Below are 18,872 nucleotides of genomic sequence, written 5' to 3' on the forward strand. Positions count from 1 at the left end.
GCGGCACGCCGCGGCACTACAACGAAACAACGCCGGGCGCAGCGCCCGGCGATCAAAGCATCAAGCGCCGACGGTCTGCGGTGCTTGTACGGCCTGAGCCTGGCGGGAAATGCCCGCTTCGAACTCGGGACGGAAATACTTCAGTGCGCTGCCCAGCGGCTCGACAGCACCCGGTGCGTGGGCACAGAAGGTCTTGCCTGGACCGAGGAAGTTGACGAGCTGCTCGAGGGTCTCCAGGTCGCCCTGGGCGCCTTCGCCTTTCTCCAGCGCGCGCAGGACCTTCACGCTCCACGGCAGGCCGTCGCGGCACGGAGTGCACCAGCCGCAGGATTCGCGGGCGAAGAACTCTTCCATGTTGCGCAGCAGGGAAACCATGTTGACGCTGTCGTCCACTGCCATGGCCAGGCCGGTACCCATACGAGTGCCAACCTTGGCGACGCCGCCGGCGTAGAACAGGGCGTCCAGGTGTTCCGGCAGGAGGAAGCCGGTACCGGCGCCGCCCGGCTGCCAGGCCTTGAGCTTGTAGCCATCGCGCATGCCGCCGGCGTAGTCCTCGAACAGCTCGCGGGCAGGAAGGCCGAAGGGCAGTTCCCAGATGCCGGGGTTCTTCACCTTGCCGGAGAAGCCCATGAGCTTGGTGCCCATGTCTTCGCTGCCCGGACGGGCGAGGCCCTTGTACCAGTCGACGCCGTGCTCGACGATCGCCGGCACGTTGCACAGGGTCTCGACGTTGTTCACGCAGGTCGGCTTGCCCCAGACGCCGACGGCGGCGGGGAAGGGCGGCTTGGAGCGCGGGTTGGCGCGGCGCCCTTCCAGCGAGTTGATCAGCGCGGTCTCTTCGCCACAGATGTAGCGGCCGGCACCGGTGTGCACGAACAGCTCGAAATCGAAGCCGCTGCCGAGGATGTTCTTGCCCAGCAGGCCGGCGGCCTTGGCTTCATCGATGGCGCGGTTCAGGTTGCGGGCGGCGTCGACGTACTCACCGCGCAGGAAGATGTAGCCGCGATAGGCCTTGAGGGCGCGCGCGGAGATCAGCATGCCTTCCACCAGCAGGTGCGGCAGCTGCTCCATGAGCATGCGGTCCTTCCAGGTGTTGGGCTCCATCTCGTCCGCGTTGCACAGCAGGTAGCGGATGTTGAGGGATTCGTCCTTGGGCATCAGGCCCCACTTCACGCCGGTGGGGAAGCCCGCACCACCGCGGCCCTTGAGGCCGGAGTCCTTGACGGTCTGGACGATGTCGTCGGTGGCCATCTGCGCCAGCGCCTTGCGCGCGGCAGCGTAGCCGTTCTTCGACTGGTACTCCTCCAGCCAGACCGGGGCGCCGTCGTCACGCAGGCGCCAGGTCAGCGGATGGGTTTCGGCCGCGCGCGCAGTGCGGTTGGGCGTGCCGTAGGAGGTGAGGCGACTCATGCGTAGGCCTCCAGCAGTTTGGCGACGCCGTCGGGACGCAGGTCGCCGAAGGTGTCGTCGTCGATCATCATCGCCGGGGCCTTGTCGCAGTTGCCCAGGCAGCACACCGGCAGCAGGGTGAAGCGGCCGTCGGCGGTGGTCTGGCCGAGGCCGATGCCCAACTGCTTCTGGATCTCGCCAACCACGGACTCGTGGCCGCCGATGTAGCAGACCATGCTGTCGCAGACGCGGATGATGTGGCGGCCGACCGGCTGGCGGAAGATCTGGCTATAGAAGGTAGCCACGCCTTCGACGTCGCTGTCCGGTATGCCGAGGATGTCGGCGATGGCCGGAATGGCGCCGTCCGGCACCCAGCCGCGCTGCTTCTGGACGATCTTCAGGGCTTCGATGGACGCCGCGCGGGAGTCCTCGTAGTGATGCATTTCGTGCTCGATGGCCGAGCGCTCGGTTTCGCTGAGTTCGAAACGATCAGTCTGGATAAGGGTACTCATGATCAGCGGTCCACGTCGGCCATAACGAAGTCGATACTGCCCAGATAGGCGATCAGGTCAGCGATCATGCTGCCGTTGATCACCGACGGAATCTGCTGCAGGTGCGGGAAGCTGGGCGTCCGGATGCGGGTCCGGTAGCTCATGGTGCTGCCATCGCTCGTCAGGTAGTAGCTGTTGATGCCCTTGGTCGCTTCCACCATCTGGAAGGCTTCGTTGGCCGGCATGACCGGGCCCCAGGAAACCTGCAGGAAGTGGGTGATCAGGGTTTCGATGTGCTGCAGCGTGCGCTCTTTGGGCGGCGGCGTGGTCAGCGGGTGGTCGGCCTTGTACGGGCCTTCGGGCATGTTCTTCAGGCACTGCTCGATGATGCGCAGGCTCTGGCGCATCTCACCCATCTTGACCATGCAGCGGTCGTAGGCGTCGCCGTTGGCCGCCAGCGGTACTTCGAACTCGAAGTTCTCGTAGCCGGAGTAGGGGCGGGCTTTACGCAGGTCGAAATCACAGCCGGTGGCGCGCAGGCCGGCACCGGTGGTGCCCCATTCCAGCGCTTCCTTGGTGTTGTACGCGGCAACGCCGATGGTACGGCCACGCAGGATGCTGTTTTTCAGGGCGGCGGTTTCGTACTCGTCCAGACGCTTGGGCATCCAGTCGAGGAACTCGCGAACCAGCTTGTCCCAGCCGCGCGGCAGGTCGTGGGCGACGCCGCCGATTCGGTACCAGGCCGGGTGCAGGCGGAAGCCGGTGATGGCTTCGACCACCTTGTAGGCGCGCTGGCGGTCGGTGAAGGTGAAGAACACCGGGGTCATCGCACCCACGTCCTGGATGTAGGTACCCAGGTAGAGGAGGTGGTTCAGGATGCGGAAGAACTCCGACATCATGATGCGGATGACGTCGACGCGCTGCGGCACCTTGATGCCGGCGAGCTTCTCGACCGAGAGCACGTACGGCAGGTTGTTCATCACGCCGCCGAGGTAGTCGATACGGTCGGTGTACGGAATGAAGCTGTGCCAGGACTGACGCTCGGCCATCTTCTCGGCGCCACGGTGGTGGTAGCCGATCTCCGGAACGCAATCGAGGATCTCTTCACCGTCCAGCTGCAGGATGATGCGGAACGCACCGTGCGCGGACGGGTGGTTCGGGCCGAGGTTGAGGAACATGAAGTCCTCGTTCTCGCCGTGGCGCTTCATGCCCCAGTCTTCGGGCTTGAAGCGCAGGGCTTCCTGCTCGAGGTCCTGCTTGGCGGCGGACAGCGCGTAAGGGTCGAACTCGGTGGCGCGCGCCGGGTAATCCTTGCGCAGCGGGTGACCTTCCCAGGTCGGCGGCATCAGCATGCGGGTCAGGTGCGGGTGACCATTGAAGGTGATCCCGTACATGTCCCAGACCTCACGCTCGTACCAGTTGGCGTTCGGCCAGATACGGGTGGCGGTGGGCACGTTGAGGTCGCCTTCGGACAAGGCCACCTTGATCATCACGTCACTATTACGCTCCAGCGACATCAGGTGGTAGAACACGCTGAAGTCGGCGCCCGGCAGGCCGCGACGGTGGGTACGCAGGCGCTCGTCGACACCGTGCAGGTCATAGAGCATGACGTACGGCTTGGGCACATTGCGCAGGAAGGTGAGGACGTCGATCAGGCGCTCACGGGCAACCCAGAGCACCGGCATGCCGGTGCGGGTGGCCTGGACGGTGAAGGTCTCGGCGCCAAAGCGGGAATTCAGTTCGACGACGATATCTTGGTCGTCTGCCTTGTAAGGCGGGATGTACAGAGCGGAGTCTGCATTCATAGTCTTTAAGTCACTCGGTCAACGGTGGAGTGAAAACGGGCCTCTCGTGGAGGGCCGGATCACACTTCGTCGGGGCTGCGCAGGTTGGTGACCGCAATGCGCTGTTCGCGCTTGAGATCCTTCTGGGCAGGCATGTCGGCGCGATAGACGCCTTGATCGCCTACAACCCAGGACAACGGACGACGCTCCTGGCCGATGGATTCCTGCAGCAGCATCAGGCCTTGCAGGAACGCCTCCGGACGGGGCGGGCAGCCGGGGATGTACACGTCCACGGGGAGGAACTTGTCGACCCCCTGAACGACCGAGTAGATGTCGTACATGCCGCCGGAGTTGGCGCACGACCCCATCGAGATCACCCACTTGGGTTCCAGCATCTGCTCGTACAGGCGCTGGATGACCGGAGCCATCTTGATGAAGCAGGTGCCGGCGATGACCATGAAGTCAGCCTGGCGTGGCGATGCACGGATCACTTCGGCGCCGAAACGGGCGATGTCGTGCGGCGCGGTGAACGCCGTGGTCATCTCCACGTAGCAGCAGGACAGCCCGAAGTTGTACGGCCACAGGGAATTCTTGCGCCCCCAGTTCACCGCACCGTTGAGAACATCCTCGAGCTTGCCCATGAAGATGTTCTTGTGGACCTGCCCTTCGATGAGCGGGTCTTCTACCGTTTCGCGTTCGCCGATCGGGTATTGATCATTGGGCGCATCCGGATCGATCCGGGTAAGTTTGTATTGCATCGCCAAAGCCTCATTGTTTTAGCTTCGCCTGCCGTGCGCGACGTGCCGCCGGTGCCCAATCGAGCGCGCCGATACGCCACAGGTAGACAAGACCTGCCAACAGAATTGCTATGAAAATGGTTGCCTCGATCAGACCTGCCCAACCGCTTTCACGGACGGACACGGACCAGGCGAAGAGGAAGAGGGCTTCGACGTCGAAGATCACGAAGAGCATCGCGACCAGATAGAATTTTGCCGACAGACGCAGGCGGGCGCTGCCGGTAGGAACGATCCCCGATTCGAACGGTTCGTTCTTGCTGCGACCAAATGCCTTACTGCCAAGAAGGCTGGAAACCCCTAGCATGAAGGCGAGCAGGCCCAGCACTCCTAAAAGGAAGGCGGCGAGTCCCCAGTGTTGAGCTGCAAGTTCAGCTGGATTGGGCATGCCGATACTCCTTCCTACAAATAACGATTGTCTTGGGTTCCGGGCGCAACGCCCGACTACTGCGAACCCGACAACTCAAGGATAGTGAGCTAAGGGTTCAGGTCATCTTTCCAATTTTATGCCCAAAGCCTTCAGCAAGTAAATTTTTCCAACACAAACAGATGCTTCTATTTCGGGCAAAAGGCTTTTGCATTTCCCGTAGCGCCCTGTTTGCGCGGCTCTGGATGCCTAGTGTGACGGCACTTCGGCTTTGGTCGAATAGTACTTTCGAGGTATTTGGCCGCAATAAATCGGCAGGCTATAAATGATAAATATTATCATTTGCAGTGTCGTATATCCGTAACTTTACTACATATAAGCGGCGCGGCTTTTATTTCGCCTGGTATGTGACTTCGAATTATCGCTCTGTGAGCTCGTTGGTCGCCCCCGCATCCGGGTGGTTCAATTTCCCTTCCGAATCCACGCCCAGCGCATCTCGCAGCGCACCGGTTCGGCCCCCGAATCGTCCAGAAGGGTCACCTGCACCAGCGCCTCGCCGCGATCATCGTCCTGCATTGCGCGGCGCTGTTCCGGCGTCAGCGTGGCGATGGCGCGCAGGCTGCCGGTGGCCCGGCGCAGGTAGTCGACCTTGAGGGTCTTGATCAGCGGCAGCTTGTGATCGGGCAGGTTCATGCCGACCATGCAGCCGCTGGCGGACTCGGCCAGCAGCGCCATGGCTGCGGCATGTAAGCCGCCAATGTGATTGCGGGCGCGACGATGGTTGGCCAGGCTCATTCTCACTTCATCATTGGAGAGCCTCTGGATGCGTACGCCGGCGGTTCCGGCAAAGCGCACCTGGGAGCAGAACAGGCGACTCAGCAGTGGCTCGTGGAGGCGGCTGGGTAGGCGCTGGATGAGGAGGGCGGCGAGGGCGAGGCGGTTGCGCTTGGGCGTACCGTTCATAGAAAGGCGTTCCGTTCATATAAAGGAAGCCCGAGGCTGGCACGTCGAAGCGATTCTGCCCTTGGCGGGCGGGGAGGGGCTGGCTGGCGGTTCGGCCAAGCGCAACTCGGCCAGGCACAAAAAGCAAAACCCCGGCCGGGGCCGGGGTTTTGCGGAGCCTCCCAGCCCCGAGGGGCTGGTTGAGCCAGTTCTTAGTGGAACTGGTTCATGGTGTTGTCTTTGCCCGAGGCTTTCAGAGCGGCTTCGCCAGCGAAGTACTCTTTGTGGTTGTCGCCGATGTCCGAGCCAGCCATGTTCTGGTGCTTGACGCAGGCGATGCCCTGACGCAGTTCCTGACGCTGAACGCCCTTCACGTAGGCCAGCATGCCCTGGTCGGCGAAGTAGCCCTTGGCCAGATTGTCGGTGGACAGCGCAGCGGTGTGGTAGGTCGGCAGGGTGATCAGGTGGTGGAAGATGCCTGCGTGGGCCGAACCGTCGCGCTGGAAGGTGCGGATCTTCTCGTCAGCAACCTGGGCCAGTTCGGTCTCGTCGTACTCGACGCTCATCAGCTTGGCGCGGTCGTAGGCGGAAACGTCCTTGCCTTCGGCGACGAATGCATCGAACACCTGCTGGCGGAAGTTCAGGGTCCAGTTGAACGACGGGCTGTTGTTGTAAACCAGCTTGGCGTTCGGGATGACCTGACGGATACGGTCAACCATGCCCTTGATCTGGCCAACGTGCGGCTTCTCGGTTTCGATCCACAGCAGGTCGGCGCCGTTTTGCAGCGAGGTGATGCAGTCCAGGACGCAGCGGTCTTCGCCGGTGCCCTTGCGGAACTGGAACAGGTTGGAAGCCAGGCGCTTGGGACGCAGCAGCTTGCCGCCGCGGTTGATCACCACGTCGCCGTTCTGCAGCTCGGCAGCGGAAACTTCTTCGCAGTCCAGGAAGGAGTTGTACTGGTCGCCCAGGTCGCCCGGCTCTTTGGTCACGGCGATCTGCTTGGTCAGGCCGGCGCCCAGGGAGTCGGTACGGGCAACGATCACGCCGTCGTCAACACCCAGTTCGAGGAACGCGTAGCGAACGGCGTTGATCTTGGCGAGGAAGTCTTCGTGCGGAACGGTCACTTTGCCGTCCTGGTGGCCGCACTGCTTCTCGTCGGAAACCTGGTTCTCGATCTGGATGCAGCAGGCACCGGCTTCGATCATTTTCTTGGCCAGCAGGTAGGTCGCTTCCGGGTTACCGAAGCCGGCGTCGATGTCGGCGATGATCGGTACTACGTGGGTTTCGTAGCCGTCGATCTGAGCCTGGATTTCGTCCTGCTTGACCTTGTCGCCGGCAGCGCGAGCGCTGTCCAGAGCGGTGAAGAGCAGGTCCAGTTCGCGGGCGTCAGCCTGGCGCAGGAAGGTGTACAGCTCTTCGATCAGGCCGGAAACGGCGGTTTTCTCGTGCATGGACTGGTCGGGCAGCGGGCCGAAGTCGGAACGCAGCGCGGCAACCATCCAGCCGGACAGGTAAAGGTAGCGCTTGTTGGTGGTCTTCAGGTGCTTCTTGATCGAGATCAGCTTCTGCTGACCGATGAAGCCGTGCCAGCAGCCCAGGGACTGGGTGTAAACGGAAGCGTCGGCGTCATACTCGGCCATGTCCTTGCGCATGATGGCCGCAGTGTACTTGGCGATGTCCAGACCAGTCTTGAAGCGGTTCTGAGCGCGCATGCGGGCAACCGACTCGGGGTTGATAGCGCTCCAGCTGTTACCGGTTTTCTCTTTCAGAGCGGCAACGGCCTTGATGTCGTTTTGATAAGCGGACATGGTCAATCCTTCAAAGTATGTGTGTGGTTGAGCACCGACTTCCCCATTCAAGCCCGTATCTGCACGGATTTGACTGTGGATTGCTCGCCGCGGGATGGCGAAGGTACGACCGAAAGAAGGAGTGACGCTGGAGGAGTGGGGTAGAGCGGCGTACAGACGGGTGACTGCAGCGGTGACATCCAGAATCGCTTGCCGGCTCGTGGCAGCCGTTGGGCGATGGTGGACGGCTGAATCCGTCACTTCGTACTGTTGCTAAGGCTTGCTTCCCCGTCCCTCAGGACAACCTCTTGCCAGTCGCAACCTCGTCGATCCGCCTTGTGGGCTTAACAACACGGACCGGCGCGGCGGGTGGGCCACAGGCTCGGTCCGGAGGGCTTTGAGACCCTCTGGTTAGCGGGAGCGAAGCCATCATGCACTTTCAAACGAGCGTTCGTCAAACGTTTTGTAGTGTTTTTTTTGGACTACTACACGAAGGTCTAACGAGGACTGCCAAGTCACCTACGGAAGGATTAGTCGAGCACTTCGACCTTCACCCGCAGGCTGCTGTCGCTGCGCCCCTGGGTGCTGTATTGGCGGGTGTAGCCGCTCTGCGTGCTCTGGTTGCTCTGGCTGACGCCGCCGACCTCGATCCACTGGCCGATGGGGCCGCTGACGCTGGTGTCGGCCGAGCTGGTGTTCATCGAGCCCTGGTAATTGCCGTTGAAGCGGTCGTTGCGGGTGCTCAGGGTGATGTGTACCAGGTTGCCGGTGAGGCTGGCGGTTACGTACATGCCCTGGTTGGCGTCGCGGTACTCGGTCTGGCTGTAGACCTGGCCGTAGGGGCCGATGCCGGCGTTGGTCACCGGCTGGCTCTGGCCGACCTGGATGAAGGCGGGCGAGCCCTCAGTGGTGCGCACCTGCTGGGTACCGCCTCCGCGGCTGTTGGTGGATCGATTGATGATGCGGACCTGGTCACGGCCGTTGACTTCGCCGCGGCCGGCCTGGATATCCACATTGCCGGCGCTGACCGAGCCATTCACCGAGTAGCCGCTCTGGCTACCCTGGCTGCCATCGAGCGTATCGACGCTGATCAGTAGCTGATGTGGGCGCGTATCCAGTTGTTCGAGCACCTGCTGCAGTTCGCGGATCTTTGCCAGCTCAGCATTCACGACCAACTGGTTGCCGTAGGCGGTGACCCGGCCTTCGTTGCCCAGCACCTGCTGCGCCACCGGCAGCACGTCTTCGGCGGTGCGGTAGTTGAGCGGAATGATCTCGGTGCGCGGCGCTGCGGTGGCGGTGAGGCTGATCGCGCAAGCGAGCATCAGGGCGAGAGGGTGTCGGCTCAAATCAGGAAACTCCGCAGGTTCGGATCGAGGAGGCTTGTGTTCCAGGTCTGTTCGAATTGCGCGATCAGTTGGCGGACGCGGCCCGCGTTGTTGTAGTGCGCGTAGCCGGCGAATTCGCCAGGCTCGGGGCGCAGCAGCAGGCCGCAATCGTCGGCGAGGAGGAAGGCGTGCTCCTCGCTCGGGTAGTCCGGATTGATCCGGCGGATCTGGCAGTAGCTGGACAGGCGTCGGCTGAGATTGAGCAGGCGATGGCCTTCCTTCACGGCCCGGGTGCTGTCGCGCACCAGGATCATCAGGCGATTGCGCAGATTGCCCAGCAGCAACTGTGTGCAGGCTTCCTGGATGCTGCTGTGGTGGTACAGCCAGGGCTCCAGGTCGGGGGTGTAGAGGTAGAGCGTGCGGCGCGCCTGCTGGATCAGCGCCAGCGCATGGGCGCGGGCGTCATCCGGCTTGCTGAAGCGGTGCAGCTGGTCGCCCTCGCCGAGGCGAAAAGGCGCTGGCTCAAGGGCTTCGGGCGTCAGCGCTTCGCTGGGCGGGTTGTGGACGGCAAAACGCCCCGGTGACTGAAACTCGATGTCCGGCAGTTCTACCGGGAGGTCGTCTTGGTCCGGGGCGTTTTCCATGTCGCTCCTTTGAGTCGTTGCTCAGGCGCTCTCGCGCACCATGTCCACGTGGGGGAGGCCGGCGTCGAGGAATTCGCCGCTGGCCACCTGGAAGCCTAGCCGCTCGTAGAAGGGAATGGCGTAGACCTGCGCCGTCAGCAACTGGCGCTGCAGGCCCTGGCTTTCCGCCTGCTCGATGGCGGCGCGCATCAGCAGGTCGCCGACCTTCAGGCCGCGCCAGTCCTTGAGGACCGACACCCGGCCGATGTGACCGTCCGGCAGGAGGCGGGCGGTGCCGATGGCGTAGTCGCCTTCGAAAGCCAGGAAGTGCACGGCCTCGACATCCTCGGCGTCCCATTCGAGTTCCGGCGGGACCGATTGCTCGGCGATGAACACCGCCTCGCGAATGCGCCGCAGATCGGCATTATCCTTCTGCCAGTCCGCGACGCGAACCCTGATCTTGCTACTCATCGGCAAACTCCAGACTGCCCTGTTTGATCAGTTCTCCGATGAGCTTACGCCCATCGTCGTCGGCCAGCCATTGGCCGAGATTCCCTTCGTGCAGCGACTCTGCCGAGCACACCAGCTTGAGCAGGTCGCGCAGTTTTTCCGGCAGGACCACGGTCTGGCCGCTGGCGAACAGCAGCAGGCCGACGTCCACTTCGCTCCAGGCCATGCGGGCGCTGGGGTTGCGGATCAGCACTTCGCCGTCTTCGATGGCCGCGGTCAGGTCGTCTTCCTCGATCTCCTCGCCGGCCACCAGTTCCGGGTAGCGCGGCTCGGTCATGAACTGGCCGAACCAGGTGAGCAGCAGGCGTTCGTCGCTCATGTGCTCCTGCAGCAGGTTCTTCAGGCGATCGAGGGCGTCGCGCTGGATCTGGTGCTGGTCGAAGTCGCCTTTCATCGCTGCCATGCCGGCGTCGCTGTAGCGCTCTTCGTCGGAGAGGAACTGGGCGAGGAAGTCGGTGAAATGGGTCAGTACTTCGGCGGCGCTGGGCGCGCGGAAGCCGACCGAGTAAGTCATGCAGTCGTCTTCGGCGATGCCGTAGTGGGCCACGCGCGGCGGCAGGTAGAGCATGTCGCCGGGTTCCAGCACCCAGTCGGCGCTCTCTTCGAATTCGGCGAGGATGCGCAGGTCGGCGTGGGGCAGCATCGGGCTGCTGGCGTCGCAGGTCTGGCCGACTTTCCAGCGGCGGCGGCCGTGACCCTGCAGCAGGAACACGTCGTAGTTGTCGAAGTGCGGGCCGACGCCGCCGCCAGGGGCTGCGTAGCTGATCATCACGTCGTCGATACGCCAGCTGGGCAGGAACTTGAAGTGTTCCAGCAGTTCGGCGACTTCCGGTATGAACTGGTCGACGGCCTGCACCAGCAGGGTCCAGTCGCGCTCGGGCATCTGGCTGAAGGTGTCTTCCTGGAACGGGCCGCGGCGCAGCTCCCACGGGCTGTCGCCGTGTTCGAGGACGATGCGCGATTCGATCATCTCTTCCAGGGCGAGGCCGGCCAGTTCGTCAGGGTCCAGCGGGCTCTTGAATTCGGGGATGGCCTGGCGCACCAGCAGGGGCTTTTTCTGCCAGTAATCGCGGAGGAATTCGTCGGCGCTGATGCCGCCCAAAAGCTGAAGAGGAATAGCAGGATTCATGGTTAAGTCCTTGAAACAAAAACGCCCGGCACAGCCGGGCGTGCAAAATCAGGGCGAATCTCAGATGCGCTTGGCCTGGGCGACAGCGTTACCGATGTAGTTCGCGGGGGTCAGTTTCTTCAGCTCGGCCTTGGCTTCTGCCGGCATGTCGAGGCCTTCGATGAACACCTGCAGGGCTTCGGCGCTGATGCCTTTGCCGCGGGTCAGCTCCTTGAGCTTCTCGTAGGGGTTCTCGATGCCGTAGCGGCGCATGACGGTCTGTACCGGCTCGGCCAGGACTTCCCAGCAGGCGTCCAGGTCATCGGCGATGCGTGCGGCGTTCAGCTCCAGCTTGCCGATGCCTTTCAGGCTGGCTTCGTAGGCGATGACGCTGTGGGCGAAACCGACGCCCAGGTTGCGCAGCACGGTGGAGTCGGTCAGGTCGCGCTGCCAGCGGGAGACCGGCAGTTTGCTGGCCAGGTGCTGGAGCAGGGCGTTGGCGATACCCAGGTTGCCTTCGGAGTTCTCGAAGTCGATCGGATTGACCTTGTGCGGCATGGTCGAGGAGCCGATCTCGCCGGCGACGGTCTTCTGCTTGAAGTAGCCCAGGGAGATGTAGCCCCAGATGTCGCGGTCGAAGTCGATGAGGATGGTATTGAAGCGCGCTACGGCGTCGAACAGCTCGGCGATATAGTCGTGCGGCTCGATCTGGGTGGTGTAGGGGTTCCAGTTCAGGCCGAGGTCGCCTTCGATGAATTCGCGGGCGTTGGCTTCCCAGTCAACCTGCGGGTAGGCCGACAGATGGGCGTTGTAGTTGCCCACCGCGCCATTGATCTTGCCCAGCAGTTCGACCGAAGCGACCTGCTTGATCTGGCGCTCCAGGCGGTAGACGACGTTGGCCAGTTCCTTGCCCAGGGTGGTCGGGGAGGCCGGCTGGCCGTGGGTGCGCGAGAGCATCGGCACGTCGGCGAACTTGACCGCGAGCTCGCGGATGGAGTCGGCTATCTGGCGCATCAGCGGCAGCAGTACGGTGTCACGGCCTTCGCGCAGCATCAGGGCGTGGGACAGGTTGTTGATGTCCTCGGAGGTGCAGGCGAAGTGGATGAATTCGCTGACCTTGGCCAGTTCCGGCAGCTTGGCGGCTTGTTCCTTGAGCAGGTACTCCACGGCTTTGACGTCGTGGTTGGTGGTGCGCTCGATGTCCTTGATGCGCTGCGCGTGCTCCAGCTGGAAGTCGTCGGCCAGCTGGTTCAGCAGGGCGTTGGCTTCGGCGGAAAAGGGCGCGACTTCAGGGACGCCGGCGTGGGCGGCGAGACGCTGGAGCCAGCGAACCTCCACCAGGACGCGGAAACGGATCAGGCCGTATTCGCTGAAAATCGGACGCAGGGCGCTGGTCTTGCTGCCGTAACGGCCGTCAACGGGGGATACCGCGGTAAGGGAGGAAAGCTGCATGGGGCGTTCTCGTAGCTGTCGGTCAACGAAAAGGGCGCACATCATACATGAATGGCGCGAACCGGTCGCCCTTGCGACGACCGGAAGGACGTGTTTCAGCCGCGCAGCAGGGGGCGCAGCTCGTTCAGCATTTTCTTCCGGCTGAAGAGCATCTGCCAGCGGTTGCCGCCGAGCTGTCGCCACAGGCGCGCGGAGCGGATGCCGGCCAGCAGCAGGGCGCGGATGCGCGCGGCGTTGGCGTTGATCTGCAGGTGGCGCATGTCGCCGTGCACCTGGATGCGCTGGCGGAAGGTGCTCAGGGTGTCCTGGTAAAGTCCGGCGCAGGAGGCGATGACGTTCTCGTGGACCAGGCCGAAGTGCTGCACCTGCTGCTGAACCTGGTCCAGGCGGGTGCCCATGATGTCGAGCATGTCGGGACGCTTGTTGAGCTGGCGTTCCAGGCCGATCAGCGACAGGGCGTAGCGCAGCGGCTCGCGCTGCAGGCTGCTGGGGTCGCGCTCGAGGGCGCTGACCAGGGCGCGGAAGCCCTCGCGCAGGTTGGCGGTGTCGCCGCCGTAGACGTCGAGGGTGGTCTTCGGGTCGCGCACCAGCAGGCTGCCGAGCATGCAGCCCAGCGGCGCTTCGGGGATCTGCCCGGTGCGGGCGAGGCGGTCTACCAGGGAGGCGGCTTCGAAGACGCCGGAGAGGGCGATGATCTGGTCGTGCAGATCGCTCATTTACGGTCCTTAGCGAACGCGGGTTCAGCGGATTCGATGACGCCGCCCCCAAGGCAGACTTCGCCGTCATAGAAGACGACGGACTGGCCCGGGGTGACGGCGCGCTGCGGCTCGTCGAAGACGGCGCGGTAGCCGTTCTCGGTACGTTCCAGCACGCAGTCCTGGTCGGCCTGGCGGTAGCGCACCTTGGCGCGCAGGGCCTTGGGCTGGTCCAGTTCGATGGGGTTGACCCAATAGATGTGCGAGGCGTGCAGGGCGCGGGAGAACAACCATGGGTGGTCGTTGCCCTGGCCGACGACCAGGACGTTGCGCACCAGGTCCTTCTCCAGCACGTACCAGGGGCTGTCGTCGGCATTCTTCAGGCCGCCGATGCCCAGGCCCTGGCGCTGGCCGATGGTGTGGTACATCAGGCCGACGTGCTTGCCGATGACGGTGCCGTCGGTGGTCTCGATGTTCCCCGGCTGGGCCGGCAGGTACTGCTTGAGGAAGTCGCTGAAGCGGCGCTCGCCGATGAAGCAGATGCCGGTGGAGTCCTTTTTCTTCGCGGTGGCCAGGCCGTATTTCTCGGCGATGGCGCGGACCTCGGGCTTTTCCAGTTCGCCGACCGGGAACAGGGTCTTGCCGATCTGCTCGCCGCCCACGGCGTGGAGGAAGTAGCTCTGGTCCTTGTTCGGGTCCAGACCCTTGAGCAGTTCGCTGCGGCCGTCGATGTCGCGGCGGCGCACGTAGTGCCCGGTGGCGATCAGGTCGGCGCCCAGGGCGACGGCGTAGTCGAGGAAGGCTTTGAACTTGATTTCGCGGTTGCAGAGGATGTCCGGGTTCGGCGTGCGGCCGGCCTTGTATTCCTCGAGGAAGTGCTCGAAGACGTTGTCCCAGTATTCCGCGGCGAAGTTGGCGGTGTGCAGCTTGATGCCGATACGGTCGCAGACGGCCTGGGCGTCGGCGAGGTCGGTCATGGCGGTGCAGTATTCGGTGCCGTCGTCCTCTTCCCAGTTCTTCATGAACAGTCCTTCCACCTGGTAACCCTGCTCCTTGAGGAGGAGGGCGGAGACGGAGGAGTCCACGCCGCCGGACATGCCGACGATGACACGGGTGTTCTGAGGGGCTTTGGATGAGCTAGACATGGCAGCGGGTCACGAACGCAGGTAAAGAGGACGATTCTACCAGAGCCGAGCGGCAGAGGCTCGGGCTTGGCTCAGTCGCGGATCAGGGCCAGCGGGAAGTGCTCACCTGTGAGGTAGTCGTCGATGCAGCGCAGTACCAGATGGCTGCGCCAGCGATCGGGCTGTGCGGCCAGCTCGTCGCGGGTCATCCAGCGGGCGCCGAGGATGCCGTCGTCGAGGTCGCGCTCGGGATGATGGCGCAGGGGGCGCGCGGCGAAACAGACGCGCTGGTAGGTCACGCCGTTGCTCGGTGCGGTGTACAGATAAATGCCGGTGACGGCGGTCAGCTCTACGTCCCAGCCGGTTTCCTCGAGGGTTTCGCGCACGGCGGCCTCTAGCAGGGTTTCGTTGGCCTCCAGGTGGCCGGCGGGCTGATTGAACACCTGCTTTTTGTCAGCGGACATTTCTTCCACCAGCAGGAAGCGGCCCTGGTCTTCGACGATGGTGGCGACGGTGACGTGTGCTAGCCAGCGCATGGTGATGATCTCGTTGGGGCGAAAGGGCGCGAGTTTAACGTGGCGGGGCGCAGAAGGCAGAACCCCCGGGAAGGCCCGGGGGTTCTGGTGTCACGCGAAATGGCTTACGCCAGTGCGTCGATCGCGGCGTTGAAGGTCGCGCTCGGGCGCATGACCTTGCTGGTCAGCTCCGCGTCGGAACGGTAGTAACCACCGATTTCCGCCGGCTTGCCCTGTACGCCGTTGAGTTCGGCGACGATGGCCGCTTCCTTCTCGGTCAGGGTCTTGGCCAGGCCTGCGAAGTGAGCCTTCAGCTCGGCGTCGTCGTTCTGCTCGGCCAGGGCCTGGGCCCAGTACATGGCCAGGTAGAAGTGGCTGCCGCGGTTGTCGATCTCACCGATCTTGCGCGACGGCGACTTGTTGTTGTCGAGCAGCTTGCCGGTGGCGATGTCCAGGGTCTTGCCCAGCACCTTGGCCTTGGCGTTGTCGGTCTTGATGCCTTCTTCCTCGAAGGAGACGGCCAGGGCCAGGAACTCGCCCAGGGAATCCCAGCGCAGGTAGTTCTCTTCCACCAGCTGCTGTACGTGTTTCGGAGCCGAGCCGCCGGCGCCGGTTTCGTACATGCCGCCGCCCGCCATCAGCGGAACGATGGAGAGCATCTTGGCCGAGGTGCCCAGTTCCATGATCGGGAACAGGTCGGTCAGGTAGTCGCGCAGGACGTTACCGGTCACCGAGATGGTGTCCAGGCCGCGCAGCTGACGCTCCATGCTGGTGCGGATGGCTTCGTTGTAGCCTTTGACGCTGATGTCCAGACCGGTCAGGTCGTGGTCTTTCAGGTACAGCTCGACCTTCTTGCGCAGCTCGTTGTCGTGGGCGCGCTCCGGGTCCAGCCAGAAGATGGCCGGGGTGTTGGAGGCGCGGGCGCGGGTAACGGCCAGCTTGACCCAGTCGCGGATCGGGGCGTCCTTGGTCTGGCAGGCGCGCCAGATGTCGCCGGCTTGAACTTCGTGCTGCATCAGGACCTTGCCGTCGGCATCGACAACGCGCATCACGCCGTCAGCTTCCAGTTCGAAGGTCTTGTCGTGGGAGCCGTATTCCTCGGCTTTCTGCGCCATCAGGCCGACGTTCGGTACGCTGCCCATGGTGGTCGGGTCGAACGCGCCGTTGGTTTTGCAGAAGTTGATCATTTCCTGGTAGATGCGGGCGTAGGTGCTTTCCGGCATTACCGCTTTGGTGTCTTTCTGCTTGCCGTCCTTGCCCCACATCTGACCCGAGTTGCGGATCATGGCCGGCATGGAGGCGTCGACGATCACGTCGCTGGGGATGTGCAGGTTGGTGATGCCCTTGACCGAGTCGACCATCGCCATTTCCGGGCGGTGGCTGTATACCTCGTGGATGTCGTGCAGGATTTCTTCCTGCTGCGAGGCTGGCAGCGACTTGATCTTGTCGTAGACGCTGGAGATGCCGTTGTTCGGGTTCACGCCCAGCTCTTCGAACAGCTGGCCGTACTTCTCGAACACGTCCTTGTAGTAGACGGTGACGGCGTGGCCGAAGACGATCGGGTGGGAGATCTTCATCATGGTGGCCTTGACGTGCAGGGACCACATGACGCCGGTTTCCTTGCAGTCCTGCAGGGTCTTCTCGAAGAAGGCGCGCAGTTTGCTGCAGCTCATGAACATGCTGTCGAGGACTTCGCCGTCCTGCATCTTCAGGGTCTTCTTGGTCTCGACCTTGCCGTCCTTGCCGACGAACTCGATGCGGACTTCACCGGCCTTCGGGATGGTGACCGACTGCTCGCTGGAGAAGAAGTCGCCGCCACGCATGTAGTCGGCGTGGGAACGCGAAGCCATGCTCCACTTGCCCATGCTGTGCGGGTGCTTGCGAGCGTAGGCTTTCACGGCAGCCGGGGCGCGGCGGTCGGAGTTGCCTTCACGCAGGACCGGGTTCACGGCGCTGCCCAGGACCTTGGCGTAGCGGGCGCGGGTGTCTTTCTCGGCGTCGGTCTGCGGATCTTCCGGGAAGTCCGGAACGGCGTAGCCCAGCTTCTGCAGCTCGGCGATGGCGCCCTTGAGCTGCGGTACCGAAGCGGAGATGTTCGGCAGCTTGATGATGTTGGCTTTGGAGTCGGTGGCCAGTACGGCCAGGTAGGCCAGATCGTCTTCGATCGCCTTGTCGCCGAGCTTGTCAGCGAAGGAGGCCAGGATACGGCCCGAAAGAGAGATGTCGCGGGTCTCGACGTCGATGCCGGCGGAAGCGGCAAAGGCTTTTACGATAGGAAGAAGCGAATAGGTGGCAAGGGCGGGTGCTTCGTCGGTGAAGGTGTAGGTGATCTTCGAGCGGATGGACATCTCGTTCTAACTCTCTTCTTTGCTGGGCGCGCACAGAGTCTCGAATCGCGTTGGTACACGCTTGCGGTCAGCGAAGTGGTTGACCGACCTTCGAGATTTGCCGCGGGGATATTGGGGCGCCAGTAGAGCGTTGTACGGCGGGATCCTGGTGAGGACGTGCGCCGCTGCGAGGAGAGAGTCTGGTCCCAGACTGCTCGGACCTCGATGACCATTAAGTCATGCCGGCCAGTATACCACCCTAAAGGCAGGGTGAAGCGTGTCCCTTTTTTAGACTAAGGAATGATGTAGTTCGATTACCGACTTGTGAGCTACCCTCAGTGGCTGCAAGAGGGTTTCAATCAAAAAGCGGAGTTCAGCATGGGATACCAAAAGATCCAGGTGCCGGCCGGTGACAAAATCACCGTCAACGCCGATATGTCCTTGAATGTACCGAAGAACCCGATCATCCCCTTTATCGAGGGTGATGGCATTGGCGTCGATATCAGCCCGGTCATGATCAAGGTCGTCGACGCTGCCGTCGAGAAAGCCTACAAAGGCGACCGCAAGATCGCGTGGATGGAAGTCTATGCCGGCGAGAAAGCCACTCAGGTCTACGACCAGGATACCTGGCTGCCCCAGGAAACCCTGGATGCCGTTCGCGACTACGTCGTATCGATCAAGGGCCCGCTGACCACTCCGGTGGGCGGTGGTATTCGCTCTCTGAACGTGGCGCTGCGCCAGCAACTCGACCTTTATGTCTGCCTGCGCCCGGTGCGCTGGTTCGAAGGTGTGCCGAGCCCGGTGAAAAAGCCTGGTGACGTGGACATGGTGATCTTCCGCGAGAACTCCGAAGACATCTATGCGGGCGTCGAGTGGAAGGCCGGCACTCCCGAGGCCCAGAAGGTCATCAAGTTCCTCACCGAGGAAATGGGCGTCAAGAAGATCCGCTTCACCGAAAACTGCGGCATCGGCATCAAGCCGGTCTCCCAGGAGGGCACCAAGCGCCTGGTGCGCAAGGCCCTGCAGTACGCCGTGGACAATGACCGAAGCTCGGTCACCATCGTCCATAAAGGCAACATCATGAAATTCACCGAGGGTGCCTTCAAGGACTGGGGCTATGAGCTTGCCCGTGACGAGTTCGGTGCGCAGTTGCTCGATGGCGGCCCGTGGATGCAGTTCAAGAACCCGGCTACTGGCAAGAATATCGTGGTGAAGGACGTGATCGCAGACGCCATGCTGCAGCAGATCCTGCTGCGCCCGGCAGAGTACGACGTGATCGCCACGCTCAACCTCAATGGTGATTACCTGTCCGACGCGCTGGCGGCGGAAGTGGGTGGCATCGGCATCGCGCCGGGCGCGAACCTGTCCGACTCGGTGGCCATGTTCGAGGCCACCCACGGCACTGCACCCAAGTACGCCGGCCTGGACAAGGTCAACCCGGGCTCGGTGATCCTCTCTGCCGAGATGATGCTGCGCCACATGGGCTGGCCGGAAGCGGCCGACTTGATCATCGATGGTGTGAACGGCGCCATCGCCGCGAAAACCGTGACCTACGACTTCGAGCGACTGATGGACGGTGCCAAGCTGCTGTCGTGCTCCGAGTTCGGCGACGCGATCATCGCCAAGATGTAACCGGGTG

Annotated in this window: 17 protein-coding genes; 1 reads left to right on the forward strand and 16 read right to left on the reverse strand. The window is 63.0% G+C overall.

The window, feature by feature from the left end; all coding sequences use genetic code 11:
* Nucleotides 1–60 precede the first annotated feature (60 nt).
* The 16 genes from nuoF to IB275_RS14620 all read right to left on the reverse strand — a co-directional run bounded on the left by nuoF (nt 61) and on the right by IB275_RS14620 (nt 17,254).
* Nucleotides 61–1,410: an NADH-quinone oxidoreductase subunit NuoF gene (nuoF, locus tag IB275_RS14545; protein WP_081520490.1), complete on the reverse strand. Its 1,350-nt coding sequence runs from the start codon at nt 1,408–1,410 to the stop codon at nt 61–63.
* Nucleotides 1,407–1,907 carry an NADH-quinone oxidoreductase subunit NuoE gene (gene nuoE / locus IB275_RS14550; protein ID WP_169887231.1) on the reverse strand — a complete coding sequence of 167 codons (501 nt, stop codon included), beginning with the start codon at nt 1,905–1,907 and terminating at the stop codon, nt 1,407–1,409. The genes nuoF and nuoE overlap by 4 nt, the downstream gene beginning before the upstream one ends.
* On the reverse strand, nt 1,904–3,685 hold the full coding sequence (nuoC, locus tag IB275_RS14555) for an NADH-quinone oxidoreductase subunit C/D (RefSeq protein ID WP_081520488.1): 1,782 nt from the start codon (nt 3,683–3,685) through the stop codon (nt 1,904–1,906). Before nuoC ends, nuoE begins: the two co-directional genes overlap by 4 nt.
* 59 nt (nt 3,686–3,744) lie before the next feature.
* Complete coding sequence (locus IB275_RS14560; RefSeq protein WP_045214755.1) at nt 3,745–4,422, reverse strand: NuoB/complex I 20 kDa subunit family protein; 678 nt, start codon at nt 4,420–4,422, stop codon at nt 3,745–3,747.
* A gap of 10 nt (nt 4,423–4,432) precedes the next feature.
* Complete coding sequence (locus IB275_RS14565; RefSeq protein ID WP_017517108.1) at nt 4,433–4,846, reverse strand: NADH-quinone oxidoreductase subunit A; 414 nt, start codon at nt 4,844–4,846, stop codon at nt 4,433–4,435.
* Between the two features lie 441 nt (nt 4,847–5,287).
* The gene (locus tag IB275_RS14570) at nt 5,288–5,788 is read right to left on the reverse strand and encodes a DUF4442 domain-containing protein (protein ID WP_192296193.1); all 501 of its coding nucleotides are present in this window, start codon (nt 5,786–5,788) and stop codon (nt 5,288–5,290) included.
* A 191-nt stretch (nt 5,789–5,979) separates the two neighbouring features.
* On the reverse strand, nt 5,980–7,575 hold the full coding sequence (locus IB275_RS14575; RefSeq protein WP_192296192.1) for an isocitrate lyase: 1,596 nt from the start codon (nt 7,573–7,575) through the stop codon (nt 5,980–5,982).
* Nucleotides 7,576–8,084: 509 nt separating this feature from the next.
* Nucleotides 8,085–8,876, reverse strand: a complete 792-nt coding sequence (locus IB275_RS14580; protein ID WP_192296205.1) for a secretin N-terminal domain-containing protein — start codon at nt 8,874–8,876, stop codon at nt 8,085–8,087.
* Nucleotides 8,877–8,896: 20 nt separating this feature from the next.
* A complete protein-coding gene (locus IB275_RS14585) occupies nt 8,897–9,523 on the reverse strand; it encodes a DUF7931 domain-containing protein (RefSeq protein ID WP_192296191.1) in 627 nt (208 codons plus the stop codon).
* A gap of 21 nt (nt 9,524–9,544) precedes the next feature.
* Nucleotides 9,545–9,973 carry a GNAT family N-acetyltransferase gene (locus IB275_RS14590; protein ID WP_017517103.1) on the reverse strand — a complete coding sequence of 143 codons (429 nt, stop codon included), beginning with the start codon at nt 9,971–9,973 and terminating at the stop codon, nt 9,545–9,547.
* Nucleotides 9,966–11,141 carry a ribosomal protein uL16 3-hydroxylase gene (locus tag IB275_RS14595; RefSeq protein WP_192296190.1) on the reverse strand — a complete coding sequence of 392 codons (1,176 nt, stop codon included), beginning with the start codon at nt 11,139–11,141 and terminating at the stop codon, nt 9,966–9,968. Before IB275_RS14595 ends, IB275_RS14590 begins: the two co-directional genes overlap by 8 nt.
* 60 nt (nt 11,142–11,201) lie before the next feature.
* Nucleotides 11,202–12,572, reverse strand: a complete 1,371-nt coding sequence (purB, locus tag IB275_RS14600) for an adenylosuccinate lyase (protein ID WP_192296189.1) — start codon at nt 12,570–12,572, stop codon at nt 11,202–11,204.
* A gap of 95 nt (nt 12,573–12,667) precedes the next feature.
* The gene (gene hflD / locus IB275_RS14605; RefSeq protein WP_192296188.1) at nt 12,668–13,288 is read right to left on the reverse strand and encodes a high frequency lysogenization protein HflD; all 621 of its coding nucleotides are present in this window, start codon (nt 13,286–13,288) and stop codon (nt 12,668–12,670) included.
* Nucleotides 13,285–14,412 carry a tRNA 2-thiouridine(34) synthase MnmA gene (gene mnmA / locus IB275_RS14610; RefSeq protein ID WP_192296187.1) on the reverse strand — a complete coding sequence of 376 codons (1,128 nt, stop codon included), beginning with the start codon at nt 14,410–14,412 and terminating at the stop codon, nt 13,285–13,287. Before mnmA ends, hflD begins: the two co-directional genes overlap by 4 nt.
* 71 nt (nt 14,413–14,483) lie before the next feature.
* Nucleotides 14,484–14,927, reverse strand: coding sequence for an NUDIX hydrolase (locus IB275_RS14615; RefSeq protein WP_192296186.1), 444 nt, complete (start codon nt 14,925–14,927; stop codon nt 14,484–14,486).
* Between the two features lie 104 nt (nt 14,928–15,031).
* Entirely contained in the window at nt 15,032–17,254 is a 2,223-nt protein-coding gene (locus IB275_RS14620) for an NADP-dependent isocitrate dehydrogenase (protein ID WP_138215504.1), read from the reverse strand.
* Nucleotides 17,255–17,611: 357 nt separating this feature from the next.
* Between IB275_RS14620 and icd the strand changes: the two genes are divergently transcribed.
* Nucleotides 17,612–18,865: an NADP-dependent isocitrate dehydrogenase gene (icd, locus tag IB275_RS14625; RefSeq protein WP_138526519.1), complete on the forward strand. Its 1,254-nt coding sequence runs from the start codon at nt 17,612–17,614 to the stop codon at nt 18,863–18,865.
* Nucleotides 18,866–18,872 lie beyond the last annotated feature (7 nt).

Origin of the sequence: Pseudomonas sp. PDM21 (assembly GCF_014852505.2) — a bacterium.
Classification (GTDB): Bacteria; Pseudomonadota; Gammaproteobacteria; order Pseudomonadales; family Pseudomonadaceae; genus Pseudomonas.